Below are 14,769 nucleotides of genomic sequence, written 5' to 3'. Positions count from 1 at the left end.
CGGTTCACGGCTCGCGGTCCTGCGAGGCGACCCGGCGGCATCACACCAAGGAGCATCATGAAGAGCGGTATCCACCCCGAGTACGTCACCACCGAGGTCACCTGCACCTGCGGGAACACCTTCGTGACCCGCAGCACCGAGACCAGCGGCAAGATCTCGGCGGACGTCTGCAGCGCCTGCCACCCGTTCTACACGGGCAAGCAGAAGATCCTCGACACCGGTGGCCGCGTGGCCCGGTTCCAGGCCCGCTACGGCAAGAAGAACAAGTAGCACCCCCGGCAGCGCCGGTGGTCCGCCCGACAACCTCTCCAGGGGCAGTCGGACGCCGGACCACCGGCGCTGCCGTCGTCGGAGGGGCGGCCCGTGGTCGCCGAGGTAGGCAACCTCCCGCCGAGGTAGGCAAGGGCCGCCTACCTCGCGACGACGTTGCCTACCTCGCGAAGGGTTCGCCTACTTCGCGAAGGGTTCGCCTACCCCGCGGCCGGAACAGGAGACGATGTGACCGAGGACTTCGCGGTGGCGCAGCCGCTGCTCGCCGAGCACGCGGAGATCGAGAGCGCCCTCGCCGATCCCTCGGTGCACGCCGACGCCGGCCGCGCCCGCACGCTGGGACGCCGGTACGCGGAGCTCAACCGCGTGGTCGGCGCCTACCGCGCCTGGCGGACCGCGCACGACGACGCATCCGCCGCGGCGGAGCTCGCCGACGAGGACGAGTCGTTCGCGGCCGAGCTGCCGGAGCTGACCGCTGCGGAGGACGAGGCCGCCGAGCACCTGCGCCGCGTGCTGGTCCCTCGCGACCCCGACGACGGACGCGACGTGATCCTGGAGATCAAGGCCGGCGAGGGCGGCGACGAGTCGGCGCTGTTCGCGGGAGACCTGCTGCGCATGTACCTGCGGTTCGCGGAACGGCGCGGCTGGGCCACCCAGGTGCTGGAGTCCACGGAGACCGAGCTCGGCGGGTTCAAGGACGTCCAGCTCGCGATCAAGACGCGGGGCAACCTCGAGGACCCCGCCGACGGCGTGTGGGCCAACCTCAAGTACGAGGGCGGGGTGCACCGCGTCCAGCGGGTGCCGGTCACCGAGTCGCAGGGGCGCATCCACACCTCGGCCGCCGGCGTGCTCGTGCTGCCGGAGGTCGACGACCCGGGCGAGGTCGAGATCGACGCGAACGACCTGCGCATCGACGTCTACCGGTCCTCCGGGCCGGGCGGGCAGTCCGTGAACACCACGGACTCCGCGGTGCGCATCACGCACCTGCCGACCGGCATCGTGGTCTCGATGCAGAACGAGAAGTCGCAGCTGCAGAACAAGGAGCAGGCGATGCGCGTGCTGCGTGCCCGGCTGCTGGCGGCGCAGCAGGAGGCTGCCGCGGCGGAGGCCGCCGACATCCGCCGCTCGCAGGTGCGCACGGTCGACCGCAGCGAGCGGATCCGGACGTACAACTTCCCGGAGAACCGCATCGCGGACCACCGCACCGGGTACAAGGCGTACAACCTGGACCACGTGCTGGCGGGCGATCTCGACCCGGTCGTCCGGTCGGCGATCGAGGCGGACGAGGCCGCCCGAATGGCCGCGGCCGGCGGGGCCTGAGCCGGTGGGCGAACGCGTCGACCTGCTGCTGCGGCGTGCCGCCGAGGACCTCGCTGCCGCCGGTGTCCCCTCGCCGCGCCCGGACGCCGAGCTGCTCCTGGCGCACGTCCTCGGCGTGCCGCGCGGGGAGGTGCGGCGTCGCACGCTGCTCGGCAGCGAGATGTCCGACGGCGCAGGTCCGGAGTCCGTCGCGGCCCGGTTCGCGCTGCTGGTGCGACGTCGTGCCGACCGTGAACCGTTGCAGCACCTGACCGGGACGGCACCGTTCCGGCACGTGGAGCTCGCTGTCGGGCCCGGGGTGTTCGTCCCGCGCCCGGAGACCGAGCAGGTGGCGCAGGTGGCTGTCGACGCGGCTGCCGAGGCGATCTCCACGCGGGGGAGCGTCGTCGTCGTCGACCTGTGCACCGGGTCGGGGGCGATCGCGCTCTCCGTGGCGACCGAGGTGCCCGGTGCGCAGGTGCACGCCGTCGAGCTGGACGCCACCGCGCACGGCTGGGCGGCGCGGAACCTCCGCGGCTCCCGGGTGCACCTCGTTCGTGGCGACGCCCGCACCGCGCTGTCCGACCTGGACGGGAGCGTCGACGTCGTCGTCTCCAACCCGCCGTACGTGCCGTCCGACGCCGTGCCGCAGGAACCCGAGGTCGCTCGGCACGATCCCGCGGTCGCGCTCTACGGGCTCGGCGCCGACGGGCTCGAGGTGCCGCGCGGCATCGTCGCGGCGGCGGCCCGGCTGCTGCGTCCGGGGGGACTGCTGGTCATGGAGCACGCCGAGGTCCAGGCGGCGGCCGCGAGGTCCCTCGTCGCGGACCACGGGTTCGTGGACGTCGGGACCCGCCCGGACCTGTCCGGCCGCGACCGGATGGTCGTGGCCCGGCGGCCGCGCGCGCCGGAGCAGGCCGGAACCGTGACAGACTGGCCTGCGTGAGCAGCGTGCGCGACGTCACCGACGCCAACACCTGGGGCCCCGCGATCGACGAGGCCGTGAACACCGTCTCCCGCGGGGGCCTCGTCGTCCTGCCGACGGACACCGTCTACGGCATCGGCGCCGACGCCTTCGACCCCGAGGCGGTGGCCGCCCTCCTGGCGGCCAAGGGCCGCGGACGGCAGATGCCGCCGCCCGTCCTGGTGCCCGACACGCGGACGGTCGACGGCCTGGCGGTCGACGTCTCCGACGACGCCCGAGCCCTCATCGAGGAGTTCTGGCCCGGAGGGTTCACGATCATCCTGCGCTCCCAGCCCTCCCTGCACTGGGACCTGGGGGAGACGCACGGCACGGTGGCGCTGCGCATGCCCGACCACGAGGCGGCGCTCGCGCTGCTGCGGCGCACCGGGCCGCTGGCGGTCTCCAGCGCGAACCGGACGGGCGGCCCGGCGGCGACGGAGGTCGCCTCCGCCGTCGACCAGCTCGGGGACGCCGTGACCTGCTACCTCGACGGCGGGACAGCACCCGGTGGTGTCGCCTCGACGATCGTCGACGCGACCGGGGCGACGCTGCGTGTCGTGCGCGACGGCGCGATCCCGCTGGAGGCGTTGCGTCAGGTCGCGCCGGTGCTGGGCGTCGACGAGGTGCCGGAGCCCGCCGGTGCGGACGACGCCGCGGGGGAGCCCGCCGGGTGAGGGTCTACGTCCTGGTCATGCTGGTCGCGGCCGCGGTGACGTACCTGGCGACGCCGGGTGCCCGCTGGGTCGCCCGCCGCACCAACGCGATCTCGGCGGTCCGGGCCCGTGACGTCCACGTGCAGCCGACACCGCGGCTCGGTGGTCTGGCGATGCTGCTCGGGATCGTCGTGGCGGTGCTCCTGGCGTCGCAGATGCCGTTCCTCGAGGACGTCTTCGCCGACCGCCAGGTGATCGGCATCGTCGGCGGCGCGGCCATCGTGTGCCTGCTGGGCTGGGCCGACGACGTGTGGGACCTGGACTGGATGACCAAGCTGGCCGGGCAGATGCTCGCGGCCGGCTTCGTCGCCTTCAACCAGGTCCAGCTCGTCTGGCTGCCGACCCCGGGCGGGCTGACGATCCCTTCGGCGCGGCTGTCGTTGTTCCTCACGGTGCTCGTGATCGTGGTGGCGATGAACGCGGTGAACTTCGTCGACGGGCTGGACGGGCTGGCAGCCGGCATCGTCGCCATCGGCGCCTCGGCGTTCTTCCTCTACACGTACTCGTTGACGCAGCAGGCCAGCCCGGAGAACTACGCGAGCATCGCCACGCTGATGACGGCGGTGCTGGTGGGGATCTGCCTGGGCTTCCTGCCGCACAACTTCTACCCGTCGCACATCTTCATGGGCGACTCGGGCTCGATGGTCCTGGGGCTCGTGTTCGCCGGGGCGGCCATCTCCGTGATCGGCCGGTTCGACCCCACGCTGGTCGCGATCTCCGGTGCCCAGCGCGCCCCGCTGTTCATCCCGCTGGTGCTGCCCGTCGCGGTCGTGCTGCTGCCGCTGCTGGACATGACGATGGCGGTGGTCCGGCGGCTCGCGGCCGGCAAGTCCCCGATGGCTCCGGACCGGCTGCACCTGCACCACCGCATGCTGGCCCTGGGCCACTCGCACCGGCGCGCCGTGCTGATCCTCTACGTGTGGACCGCCGTGTTCGCCTTCGGTGCCGCCGCGCTCGTGCGGTGGCGCTGGCAGGTGGTGCTGGTGTGGCTGGCCGTCGCGGTCGTCGTCGCCTTCGTGCTGACGCTGGGTCCGCTGCGGACCCGCGGGCGGTTCCTGGACGACGACGTCGCCTCCGGCACGCTGCCCGTCGCCACGTCCGCGCCGTCGTCGCGCACCGTCCGCGCGACCGCACCCTCCTCGACCCGGGTGTCGAGCCCCGTCCCGACCAAGGAGCACGACCATGACCGAGCAGAACGCCACTCCGGACCCGCAGGGCGACCCGGCTGAGGTGCCCGGGCGGACCTTCGACGAGGTGCAGGCCTCGGAGCGCACGATGCTGCGCCGCGCGATGCGGTCGACGCTGGCCCTGGTGGGCGGCCTCGTCGTGATCGGGGGACTGGTGGGCTGGCTCGTGGCCGGGACGGCGGGCCTGTGGGGCGCCCTGGTGGGCGCGGGCCTGGCCGCGTTCTTCTGCGCGACGACGATCTGGTCGATGCAGCGCACGGTCGGCAAGTCCCCGACGACGATGGCGGCGACGGTGATGGGCGCGTGGCTGGCGAAGATCGTGGTGCTCGTCGTCGTGCTCGTGCTGCTGCGTGGAGCGGACTTCTACGACCCGTACGTGCTCTTCGTGGTCCTGGCCGTCGGTGCGGTGGGTTCGGCGCTGCTGGACTACCAGGCGGTGCGGGGCGCGCGGATGCCGTACGTGCAGCCGTGACCTCCTGGGACGGGACGGCGCGACCCGGGCGACGACCGTTTCGGGTGCCTCGGGCACGCTTCCGAGTTCCACAAGTGCCATAGTTCACAAGGCGCGGGATTCCGGCCGGGACGAGCAGTCTTGATGCTCGACCACGGCAGATCATCTAGTAGGCTGTGCGCGAATCCATGACGGCCAGGTCCGACGGTGTGCCCACATGCTCGTGGCGTGCCGAACGACCTTCGACCACCGGGAGTCCTCCTGTTCACCTCAGCGACCCCCACGCTGCTCGCCGCCTCCGAGGGTGAGGGCGGCTTCCACGTGCCGTCCATCGACGAGTTCTTCCCGCCGGCGATCCTCTTCGAGGACACGATCTTCCAGATCGACCGCATCTGGATCATCCGCATCGTCGCGGCGGCCGTGCTCCTCACGGTCTTCGTGATCGCCGCTCGTCGGGCCAAGCTCGTGCCCGGGCGGTTCCAGGGCGCGATCGAGATGATCCTCGACTTCGTCCGCGTCCAGATCGCCGAGGAGATCCTCGGCAAGACGAACGCCCGGCGCTTCGTCCCGATGCTGACGACGATCTTCCTCTCGATCCTCGCGTTCAACATCACGGGCATCATCCCGTTCCTCAACATGGCCGGCACCGCCCGCATCGGTCTGCCGATCGTCCTCGCCCTCTGGGTCTTCGTGACCTACTGGTGGGTCGGCGTCAGCAAGCACGGGCTCGGCGGCTACCTGAAGAACAACCTCTTCCCGCCCGGGATCCCGTGGCCGATCTACATCATCGTCACGCCGATCGAGCTGCTGCAGATCCTCGTCGTCCGGCCGGCCTCGCTCGCGCTGCGACTCGCGGCCAACATGATCGCCGGGCACATCATGCTCGTGCTCTGCTTCGCGGCGACGCACTTCTTCCTCCTCGAGGCGGCACCGGCCCTGAAGGCCATCGGCGCGCTCACGCTCGCCGGCGGCTTCGCGGTCACCCTGTTCGAGATCCTGGTCGCGCTGCTGCAGGCGTACATCTTCGCCCTGCTCGCCGCGGTCTACATCAGCCTGTCGCTGGAGGAGGAGCACTGATCCCCGGATCGGCTCCCTGACGGCACACGCCCACCTACCCACCCCAGACGTAAGTCAGCGACGTCGGGCCGCCCGGTCCGACGCCCAACGGAAGGAAACCCAGTGGACGTCACCACCCTCGCCGAGGTCACCGGTAACCTCAACGCTGTCGGCTACGGCCTCGCCGCGGTCGGCCCGGGCATCGGTCTCGGCATCCTCATCGGCAAGACCATCGAGGGCATGGCCCGCCAGCCCGAGGTCGCCGGCCAGCTGCGCGCCACCATGTTCCTCGGTGTCGCGTTCGTCGAGCTCCTCGCCCTGCTCGGCCTCGTCGCCGGCTTCCTCTTCCCGGCCGCGTGATGGCGGCGGCGAACTTCGCCGCCCCGGTGATCGTGGCGGCCGAAGAGACGACGGCGGAGGGGATCGACCTCTTCATCCCCGCCTGGTACGACATCATCTGGTCGTCGGTCGTCATGATCGTCATCGCCGTCGTGTTCTACAAGGTCGTGCTCCCCAAGTTCCAGGTCGTCCTGGACGAGCGCACCGCGAAGATCGAGGGCGGTCTGGCCAAGGCCGAGAAGGCGCAGGAGGAGGCGGCAGCGGCGCTGGCGGAGTACCACCAGCAGCTCGCCGAGGCCCGCTCCGAGGCGGCCAGGACGCGTGAGGAGGCTCGGGCCGAGGGCACCGCCATCGTGGCCGAGCTCAAGGCCAAGGCGAACGACGAGGCGGCACGCATCGTCGAGACCGCGCACCGTCAGATCGAGGCCGAGCGGCAGTCCGCCGCGGTCTCCCTGCGGTCCGAGGTCGGGACCCTGGCCACCGAGCTCGCGTCCAAGATCGTCGGCGAGTCCCTCGAGGACAGCGCCCGGCAGTCGCGCGTGGTCGACCGGTTCCTCGACGAGCTCGAGGCCGAGCAGTCCGCGACGACGAACGCCACCAGGGAGGGCTGATGCGAGGCACGAGCGGAGCATCGCTGGCAGCCGCCCAGGAGCGGTTCGAGCCGGTGCTGCGGTCGGCGGGTGCCGACGCCACCACGCTCGGCGAGCAGCTGTTCGTCGTCGTGACCGCGTTGGACGGGTCCGGTGCGCTGCGCCGCTCGCTCGCCGACCCCTCGCGGGAGGGCGACGACAAGGCCCAGGTGGTCCGTACCGTCCTGGCGGGCGGCTTCGACGAGCGCGTGATCGACCTGGTCTCCGGACTGGCCCGGTCACGGTGGTCGAGCGAGGCCGACCTGACGGACGCCCTCGAGCGGCTCGGCGTCGACGCCGTGCTCGCCGGTGCGGAGGCCAGGCAGGCCCTCGAGACGGTGGAGGACGAGCTGTTCCGGCTCACGCGGGCCCTGGCGGGACAGCGTGACGTGCGGCAGGCGCTCTCCGACCCGACGACCGAGGCGTCCCGTCGTGCTGCCCTGGTGGACGACCTGCTGGACGGCAAGGTCGACCCGGTCACGCTCGTGCTGGCCCGCCGTGCGACCACCGCTCCGCGGGGTCGCCGGTTCGTGCCGAGCCTGACCTGGTTCGGCGACGTCGCGGCCGAGCGTCGTCACCGTCTCGTGGCCTCCGTCACGAGCGGCTCGGTCCTCACCGCGGCACAGGAGGAGCGGCTCGGGGGCATCCTCGAGCGCGCCTACGGCCGTCCCGTGCAGCTCAACGTGACGGTCGACCCGGCCGTCGTCGGCGGGCTGCGAATCCAGGTCGGCGCGGACGTCGTCGACTCCACCGTGCTGACCCGCCTGGCCGACGCCCGTCGCCGGCTGGCCGGCTGACCTACACGACGCCCAGCCGGCCGCCGGTCGGCGCAGATGAACGTTCGGTCGCACCTGCGGCCACGACAGGAGAAGAGCAATGGCTGAGCTGACGATCCGGCCGGAGGAGATCCGCGCCGCACTGGACAGCTTCGTGAAGTCCTACGAGCCCGAGGGAGCGGCGACCGAGGAGGTCGGCCGCGTGACCTTCGCCGCCGACGGCATCGCGAACGTCGAGGGCCTGCCCGGCGCGATGGCGAACGAGCTGCTGCGCTTCGAGGACGGCACGCTCGGCCTCGCGCAGAACCTGGACGTCCGCGAGATCGGTGTCGTCGTCCTCGGTGAGTTCACCGGGATCGAGGAGGGCCAGGAGGTCCGTCGCACCGGCGAGGTGCTCTCGGTCCCCGTGGGCGAGGGCTACCTGGGTCGCGTCGTCGACCCGCTGGGCAACCCGGTCGACGGTCTCGGCGACATCGAGTCCGAGGGCCGCCGCGCCCTCGAGCTGCAGGCGCCCGGCGTCATGCAGCGCAAGTCGGTCCACGAGCCGCTGCAGACCGGCATCAAGGCGATCGACTCGATGATCCCGGTCGGTCGGGGTCAGCGTCAGCTGATCATCGGCGACCGCCAGACCGGCAAGACCGCGATCGCGATCGACACGATCATCAACCAGAAGGCCAACTGGGAGTCCGGCGACCCGGACAAGCAGGTGCGCTGCATCTACGTCGCCGTCGGCCAGAAGGGCTCGACCATCGCCTCGGTGCGCGGCGCGCTCGAGGACGCCGGCGCGCTGGAGTACACGACGATCGTGGCCGCCCCGGCGTCGGACCCGGCGGGCTTCAAGTACCTCGCCCCGTACACCGGTTCCGCCATCGGCCAGCACTGGATGTACGCCGGCAAGCACGTGCTGATCATCTTCGACGACCTGTCGAAGCAGGCCGAGGCCTACCGCGCCACGTCGCTGCTGCTGCGCCGCCCGCCGGGCCGCGAGGCCTACCCGGGTGACGTCTTCTACCTGCACTCCCGGCTGCTGGAGCGCTGCGCCAAGCTCTCCGACGAGATGGGCGCGGGCTCGATGACCGGTCTGCCGATCATCGAGACCAAGGCGAACGACGTGTCGGCCTACATCCCGACCAACGTCATCTCCATCACCGACGGGCAGATCTTCCTGCAGTCCGACCTCTTCAACGCCGACCAGCGCCCCGCTGTCGACGTCGGCATCTCGGTGTCCCGAGTCGGCGGTGACGCGCAGGTCAAGGCCATGAAGAAGGTCTCCGGCACGCTGAAGCTCGAGCTGGCGCAGTACCGCTCGCTCGAGGCCTTCGCGATGTTCGCCTCGGACCTCGACGCGGCGTCGCGCGGGCAGCTGGCCCGCGGTGCGGTGCTCATGGAGCTGCTCAAGCAGCCCCAGTACACCCCGTACCCGGTCGAGGAGCAGGTCGCCTCCATCTGGGCCGGCACCAAGGGCAAGCTGGACGACGTTCCCGTCGCGGACGTCAAGCGGTTCGAGTCCGAGCTGCTGGAGCACCTGCGCCGCAACACCGACGTCTTCAGCACCATCACGGAGACCGGCAAGCTCGAGCAGGAGACCGAGGACGCCCTGGCCGCGGCCGTGGAGGACTTCCGCAACGGGTTCCTCAAGGGCGACGGCTCGGCGCTCGTCGGCGGCGAGGACGTGTCCGGGGACACCGACGTCGAGCAGGAGCAGCTCGTCGTGCAGAAGAAGGGCTGATCGTATGGCCGGAGGATCCCAGCGCGTCTACAAGCAGCGGATCAAGTCGACGCAGTCGCTGAAGAAGATGTTCCGCGCGCAGGAGCTGATCGCGGCGTCCCGCATCGGCAAGGCGCGCGGCCGGACGGCTGCCGCCGCGCCGTACGAGCGCGCGATCACGCGCGCCGTGTCGGCCGTGGCGACGCACACCTCGACCGATCACCCGCTGACCACCGAGCGCACCGACACCGACCGCGTCGCGGTGCTGGTCATCGCCTCGGACCGTGGCATGGCCGGGTCCTACTCGGCCGCCATCATCCGCGAGTCGGAGCGGCTCGTGGCCCGGCTGACGGCCGAGGGCAAGCAGGTCTCGCTCTACGCCGCCGGGCGTCGCGCGATCTCGTACTACAAGTACCGGGACCGCGAGCTGGCCGGTCAGTGGTCCTACGGGTCCGACAGCCCGGAGTCCGAGGTGGCCGGCGACATCGCCGACACGCTGCTCGGTGCCTTCCTGGCCCCGGAGGCCGAGGGGGGCGTCAGCGAGCTGCACGTCGTCTACACGCAGTTCGTGAACATGGTGACCCAGCGCCCGCGGGTCGTGCGCATGCTCCCGCTCGAGGTCGTCGAGGGCGTCGCGACGCCCGGCGAGCACGACGCGCTGCCGCTGTACGACTTCGAGCCGTCGCCGGAGAGCGTCCTGGACGCTTTGCTGCCGCGGTACGTGCGCAGCCGCATCTTCAGCTTCATGCTGGAGGCGGCGGCGTCCGAGCTGGCGTCGCGCCAGCGTGCGATGCACACCGCGACGGACAACGCCGAGGACATCATCCGCAACTACACGCGCCTGGCGAACCAGGCCCGCCAGGCGGACATCACCCAGGAGATCAGCGAGATCGTCTCGGGTGCTGACGCCCTCGCGGCGTCGTGACGTCCCGCGTCCGACGCCGTCGATCGACGAACTCACACCCGAACCTTTCGAAGCGAGGCAAGCAATGACCGCCACCACTGTGGAATCGCCGCAGGGCGCGGCCCCCGCCGGGCCGGGCACCGGCCGCGTCGCACGCGTGATCGGCCCTGTCGTCGACATCGAGTTCCCCGAGGACTCGATCCCCGACATCTACAACGCGCTCACGGTCGACATCGACCTGTCGAACCAGGGCGAGGGCGAGAGCTCCTTCACCCTGACCCTCGAGACCGCTCAGCACCTGGGCGACTCCCTCGTGCGCGCCATCGCCCTCAAGCCGACCGACGGCCTGGTCCGGGGCGCGGTCGTCACCGACACGGGCGAGCCCATCTCGGTGCCCGTCGGCGACGTCACCAAGGGCAAGGTCTTCAACGTCACCGGCGAGGTCCTGAACCTCGCCGAGGGCGAGCAGATCGAGGTCACCGAGCGCTGGCCGATCCACCGCAAGCCGCCGGCGTTCGACCAGCTCGAGTCGAAGACGCAGATGTTCGAGACGGGCATCAAGTCGATCGACCTGCTCACCCCGTACGTGCAGGGTGGAAAGATCGGTCTCTTCGGTGGTGCGGGCGTCGGCAAGACGGTCCTCATCCAGGAGATGATCCAGCGTGTCGCCCAGGACCACGGCGGTGTCTCCGTGTTCGCCGGCGTCGGCGAGCGCACCCGTGAGGGCAACGACCTGATCCACGAGATGGACGAGGCCGGCGTCTTCGACAAGACCGCCCTGGTCTTCGGCCAGATGGACGAGCCGCCGGGCACGCGTCTGCGCGTCGCCCTGTCCGCGCTGACGATGGCGGAGTACTTCCGCGACGTCAAGAAGCAGGACGTGCTGCTGTTCATCGACAACATCTTCCGCTTCACGCAGGCGGGTTCCGAGGTCTCCACGCTGCTCGGCCGCATGCCGTCCGCCGTGGGCTACCAGCCGAACCTCGCCGACGAGATGGGTCTGCTGCAGGAGCGCATCACGTCCACGCGCGGTCACTCCATCACCTCGCTGCAGGCGATCTACGTGCCCGCGGACGACTACACCGACCCGGCGCCGGCGACGACGTTCGCCCACCTGGACGCCACGACGGAGCTCTCGCGCGAGATCGCCTCGCAGGGTCTGTACCCGGCGATCGACCCGCTGACCTCCACCTCGCGCATCCTCGACCCGCGGTACGTGGGCCAGGAGCACTACGAGGTCGCCACGGCGGTCAAGCAGATCCTGCAGCGCAACAAGGAGCTGCAGGACATCATCGCGATCCTCGGTGTCGACGAGCTCTCGGAGGAGGACAAGACGCTGGTGGCCCGTGCGCGCCGCATCCAGCAGTTCCTCTCCCAGAACACCTACATGGCCAAGAAGTTCACCGGTGTCGAGGGTTCCACGGTGCCGCTGAGCGAGACGGTCGAGGCGTTCAAGAAGATCACCGAGGGCGAGTACGACCACGTGGCCGAGCAGGCCTTCTACAACATCGGTGGTCTCGAGGACCTCGAGCGCAACTGGGCGCGCATCCAGAAGGAGTACGGGGCCTGACGACCGCGTCGCCCCTCTCGACGGCGTCGCCCTGCCGTGTACCGTACGGACCGGTGGGGCGACGCCGTACCACCCTCGACTGAAGAACCCTGGAGCCCGACATGGCAGAGCTGAACGTCGATCTCGTCGCGGCCGACCGCAAGGTCTGGTCCGGCGCGGCGCGCGAGGTCAGCGCCCCGTCCGCCGACGGTCAGATCGGCATCCTCGCCGGACACACGCCGCTGCTCGCGGTGCTGCGCCCCGGCACCGTCAAGGTCTCCACCGCACCGGGCCAGGTCGCGGTCGAGGCTCAGGTCAGCGGCGGGTTCGTGTCCGTCGACGACGACGTCGTCACGCTCGTGGTCGACGACCTCTCCGAGGTCGGCGGCCACGCGGGGACGCGAGCCTGAGGGACGGATCGCGAGATGGGTCAGTACGTGCTCGTGGCGCTCGGCGTCGTGCTGCTCGTGCTGGTCCTGGTCGCGCTGGCCGGGGCGTCCCGGCTGCGTACCCTGTCGCACCGGGTCGGGTCGTTCCAGTGCAGCGCCCGGGCCGGCAGCCGGCCGCAGGCCGCCTGGTCGGTCGGTATCGCCCAGTACGGCGCGGGACGCATCGACTGGTGGCGCTGCTGGTCGCTGGCCCCCCGCCCGGCGCGGACGTGGCAGCGTGACCGGCTCGCGATCACCGGCCGGGTCTCGCTCGACCAGGCCGGACAGCCCGACCTGGTCCTGGTCCGCTGCCGTTACGACGGCACGGACTTCGAGCTGACGATGTCGCCCGGGGCGTACTCGGGCCTGGCGTCGTGGCTGGAGTCCGCACCCCCGGGTCGCCGCGACCTCGTCGTCTGACCTGTTCCCTCGAGGAGTTCTGTGCGTCTCGTCGTCGCCCGCTGCTCGGCCCGGTACACGGGTCGGCTGACCGCTCATCTGCCGCCGGCTACCCGGCTGCTGCTCGTCAAGGCGGACGGCAGCGTGCTGCTGCACTCCGACGGCGGGTCGTACAAGCCGTTGAACTGGATGAGCCCGCCCTGCACGACCGCGGTCCGCGAGCCGGAGCCGGAGGCCGCCGAGCGCGGTGTCGTCGAGGTCTGGGCGGTGCAGCACCAGAAGTCCGACGACCGGCTCGAGATCGAGCTGTACGAGGTGCTGCACGACTCCGCGCACGAGCTCGGCGTCGACCCCGGCCTGGTGAAGGACGGGGTGGAGGCGCACCTGCAGGAGCTGCTCGCCGCCCAGATCGACCTGCTCGGTGCGGGGCACTCGCTCGTGCGCCGGGAGTACATGACGGCGATCGGGCCGGTGGACATCCTCGCCCGGGACGCGGACGGCGCGTCGGTCGCGGTGGAGATCAAGCGTCGTGGCGAGATCGACGGGGTCGAACAGCTGACGCGCTACCTGGATCTGCTCAACCGTGACCCGCTGCTGGCGCCGGTGCGAGGGGTGTTCGCCGCTCAGGAGATCAAGCCGCAGGCCCGGGTGCTCGCCACCGACCGGGGGATCGACTGCCTGGTGCTCGACTACGACGCGATGCGTGGGGTCGACGACCCGGGGTCGCGGCTCTTCTGAGGCGTTAGGCAGGACTGCTTCCTAATGCCCGACCGGTGGGGCAGGATGGGTCCATGACCAGCGATCGCGACACCGACGTCCTCGTCCCGGAACCGCCCCAGGTCTTCGCCCTGCGCGGAGACGTCGTCACCCCCGACGCCGTCGTCCCCGACGGCGCGGTCGTGGTGGCCGACGGCACGATCGTGTGGGCCGGGCCGATCGAGGAGGCCGCGGGGGCCGGCGTGGGCGACGAGGTCGCCGCGGCGGAGGAGCCCCCGCCCGGCACGTACGTGCTCCCCGGGCTGGTCGACCTGCACAACCACGGCGGCGGGGGAGCGGGCTTCCCCGACGCCGCCGACGCGGACGAGGCCCTGCGCGCCGTCGTCGAGCACCGGACGCACGGGACGACGACGCTGCTCGCCTCCCTGGTGACGGCTCCCACGGAGACGCTCGTGCGCCAGCTCGAGCTGCTGAGCGGCCTGGCCGAGGCCGGCGAGATCGACGGCATCCACGCCGAGGGGCCGTTCCTCGCGGCCGCGCGGTGCGGTGCCCAGGACCCGCGCTACCTGATCCCCGGCGACGTCACGCTCGTGCGCGAGCTCGTGGAGGCGGCGGGTGGCCACCTGCGGACGATGACCGTCGCCCCCGACGTCGACGGCGTCGGGGGGCCCGGCGGGGCGGCGGTCGCGCTCGTCCGGGCCGGTGTGATCCCGTCGCTCGGACACACCGACAGCAGCACCGCGCAGGCCGAGGACCTGGTGGGCCAGGTCCTCGGTGCCCTGGCCGAGGCGCCCGGACCCCGCCGGCGGATGACCGCCACGCACCTGTTCAACGGGATGCGCCCGCTGCACCACCGCGATCCCGGGCCGATCGCCGCCTGTCTCGCGGCGGCGTCGCGGGGCGACCTGGTCGTCGAGCTGATCGGCGACGGCGTGCACCTCGATCCGGCGACGGTGCGGACCGTGACCGAGACGGTGGGCGCGGACCAGGTCGCCCTGGTCACCGACGCCATGGGTGCGGCCGGGATGGCCGACGGGGCCTACCGGCTCGGTCCCCAGGACGTGACGGTGACCGACGGCGTCGCGCGCCTGACCGACCCCGCGGACCCCGGCAACGGCGCCATCGCCGGCGGGACCGCGCACCTGGTCGACGTGGTGCGCAGCGCGGTCGTGGACGCCGGCCTGCCGCTGGTGACGGCGGTACGCTGCGCCTCGTGGGTCCCCGCGGGCGTGCTCGGCCGCGACGACGTCGGCGGTCTGGTCGCCGGGCGCCGCGCCGACGTCGTCGTCACCGACCGGGACCTGCGGGTGCAGCACGTGTGCCGGGGCGGCCGGCCCGTCTGATCGGGTCGCGCAGCGGTCGGGTGAGCGTCGGGCCGAG

General features: G+C 71.6%; 17 protein-coding genes. All 17 read left to right on the top strand.

Annotated features, from left to right (window positions below; genetic code table 11):
- The first annotated feature begins 57 nt into the window (after positions 1-57).
- The 17 genes from rpmE to HDG68_RS00425 all read left to right on the top strand — a co-directional run bounded on the left by rpmE (position 58) and on the right by HDG68_RS00425 (position 14,732).
- The gene (gene rpmE, locus HDG68_RS00505) at positions 58-270 is read left to right on the top strand and encodes a 50S ribosomal protein L31 (RefSeq protein WP_172148276.1); all 213 of its coding nucleotides are present in this window, start codon (positions 58-60) and stop codon (positions 268-270) included.
- A 228-nt stretch (positions 271-498) separates the two neighbouring features.
- Positions 499-1,590, top strand: coding sequence for a peptide chain release factor 1 (prfA, locus tag HDG68_RS00500; protein WP_172148274.1), 1,092 nt, complete (start codon positions 499-501; stop codon positions 1,588-1,590).
- 4 nt (positions 1,591-1,594) lie between these two features.
- Entirely contained in the window at positions 1,595-2,515 is a 921-nt protein-coding gene (gene prmC, locus HDG68_RS00495) for a peptide chain release factor N(5)-glutamine methyltransferase (protein ID WP_343037342.1), read from the top strand.
- 5 nt (positions 2,516-2,520) lie between these two features.
- A complete protein-coding gene (locus tag HDG68_RS00490) occupies positions 2,521-3,207 on the top strand; it encodes an L-threonylcarbamoyladenylate synthase (RefSeq protein ID WP_172149044.1) in 687 nt (228 codons plus the stop codon).
- Positions 3,204-4,475, top strand: coding sequence for an undecaprenyl/decaprenyl-phosphate alpha-N-acetylglucosaminyl 1-phosphate transferase (locus HDG68_RS00485; RefSeq protein WP_172148272.1), 1,272 nt, complete (start codon positions 3,204-3,206; stop codon positions 4,473-4,475). Before HDG68_RS00490 ends, HDG68_RS00485 begins: the two co-directional genes overlap by 4 nt.
- Entirely contained in the window at positions 4,429-4,905 is a 477-nt protein-coding gene (locus HDG68_RS00480) for a Cg1360 family ATP-synthase-associated protein (RefSeq protein WP_172148270.1), read from the top strand. Before HDG68_RS00485 ends, HDG68_RS00480 begins: the two co-directional genes overlap by 47 nt.
- A gap of 207 nt (positions 4,906-5,112) precedes the next feature.
- On the top strand, positions 5,113-5,961 hold the full coding sequence (atpB, locus tag HDG68_RS00475) for a F0F1 ATP synthase subunit A (protein WP_343037341.1): 849 nt from the start codon (positions 5,113-5,115) through the stop codon (positions 5,959-5,961).
- 102 nt (positions 5,962-6,063) lie between these two features.
- Positions 6,064-6,300, top strand: coding sequence for an ATP synthase F0 subunit C (locus tag HDG68_RS00470; RefSeq protein ID WP_098464265.1), 237 nt, complete (start codon positions 6,064-6,066; stop codon positions 6,298-6,300).
- Positions 6,300-6,890 (top strand): F0F1 ATP synthase subunit B, encoded by a 591-nt coding sequence (locus HDG68_RS00465; protein WP_172148268.1) that lies wholly within the window; start codon positions 6,300-6,302, stop codon positions 6,888-6,890. The genes HDG68_RS00470 and HDG68_RS00465 overlap by 1 nt, the downstream gene beginning before the upstream one ends.
- Positions 6,890-7,705: a F0F1 ATP synthase subunit delta gene (locus tag HDG68_RS00460; protein ID WP_172148266.1), complete on the top strand. Its 816-nt coding sequence runs from the start codon at positions 6,890-6,892 to the stop codon at positions 7,703-7,705. The genes HDG68_RS00465 and HDG68_RS00460 overlap by 1 nt, the downstream gene beginning before the upstream one ends.
- A 79-nt stretch (positions 7,706-7,784) precedes the next feature.
- Positions 7,785-9,413, top strand: a complete 1,629-nt coding sequence (gene atpA, locus HDG68_RS00455) for a F0F1 ATP synthase subunit alpha (protein ID WP_172148264.1) — start codon at positions 7,785-7,787, stop codon at positions 9,411-9,413.
- Between the two features lie 4 nt (positions 9,414-9,417).
- The gene (locus HDG68_RS00450; protein WP_172148262.1) at positions 9,418-10,317 is read left to right on the top strand and encodes a F0F1 ATP synthase subunit gamma; all 900 of its coding nucleotides are present in this window, start codon (positions 9,418-9,420) and stop codon (positions 10,315-10,317) included.
- A 64-nt stretch (positions 10,318-10,381) separates the two neighbouring features.
- Positions 10,382-11,866, top strand: coding sequence for a F0F1 ATP synthase subunit beta (atpD, locus tag HDG68_RS00445; RefSeq protein WP_172148260.1), 1,485 nt, complete (start codon positions 10,382-10,384; stop codon positions 11,864-11,866).
- Between the two features lie 101 nt (positions 11,867-11,967).
- The gene (locus HDG68_RS00440; RefSeq protein ID WP_172148258.1) at positions 11,968-12,255 is read left to right on the top strand and encodes a F0F1 ATP synthase subunit epsilon; all 288 of its coding nucleotides are present in this window, start codon (positions 11,968-11,970) and stop codon (positions 12,253-12,255) included.
- 15 nt (positions 12,256-12,270) lie between these two features.
- Positions 12,271-12,693, top strand: coding sequence for a DUF2550 domain-containing protein (locus HDG68_RS00435; protein ID WP_172148256.1), 423 nt, complete (start codon positions 12,271-12,273; stop codon positions 12,691-12,693).
- Between the two features lie 21 nt (positions 12,694-12,714).
- A complete protein-coding gene (gene nucS, locus HDG68_RS00430) occupies positions 12,715-13,410 on the top strand; it encodes an endonuclease NucS (protein ID WP_172148254.1) in 696 nt (231 codons plus the stop codon).
- Between the two features lie 53 nt (positions 13,411-13,463).
- On the top strand, positions 13,464-14,732 hold the full coding sequence (locus HDG68_RS00425) for an N-acetylglucosamine-6-phosphate deacetylase (protein ID WP_172148252.1): 1,269 nt from the start codon (positions 13,464-13,466) through the stop codon (positions 14,730-14,732).
- Positions 14,733-14,769 lie beyond the last annotated feature (37 nt).

The sequence above is a fragment of the Isoptericola chiayiensis genome (genome assembly GCF_013149805.1).
Classification (GTDB): Bacteria; Actinomycetota; Actinomycetes; order Actinomycetales; family Cellulomonadaceae; genus Isoptericola; species Isoptericola chiayiensis.
The sequence above is the reverse complement of the archived record's forward strand: the minus strand, read 5'-3'. Positions and strand labels throughout refer to the sequence as shown.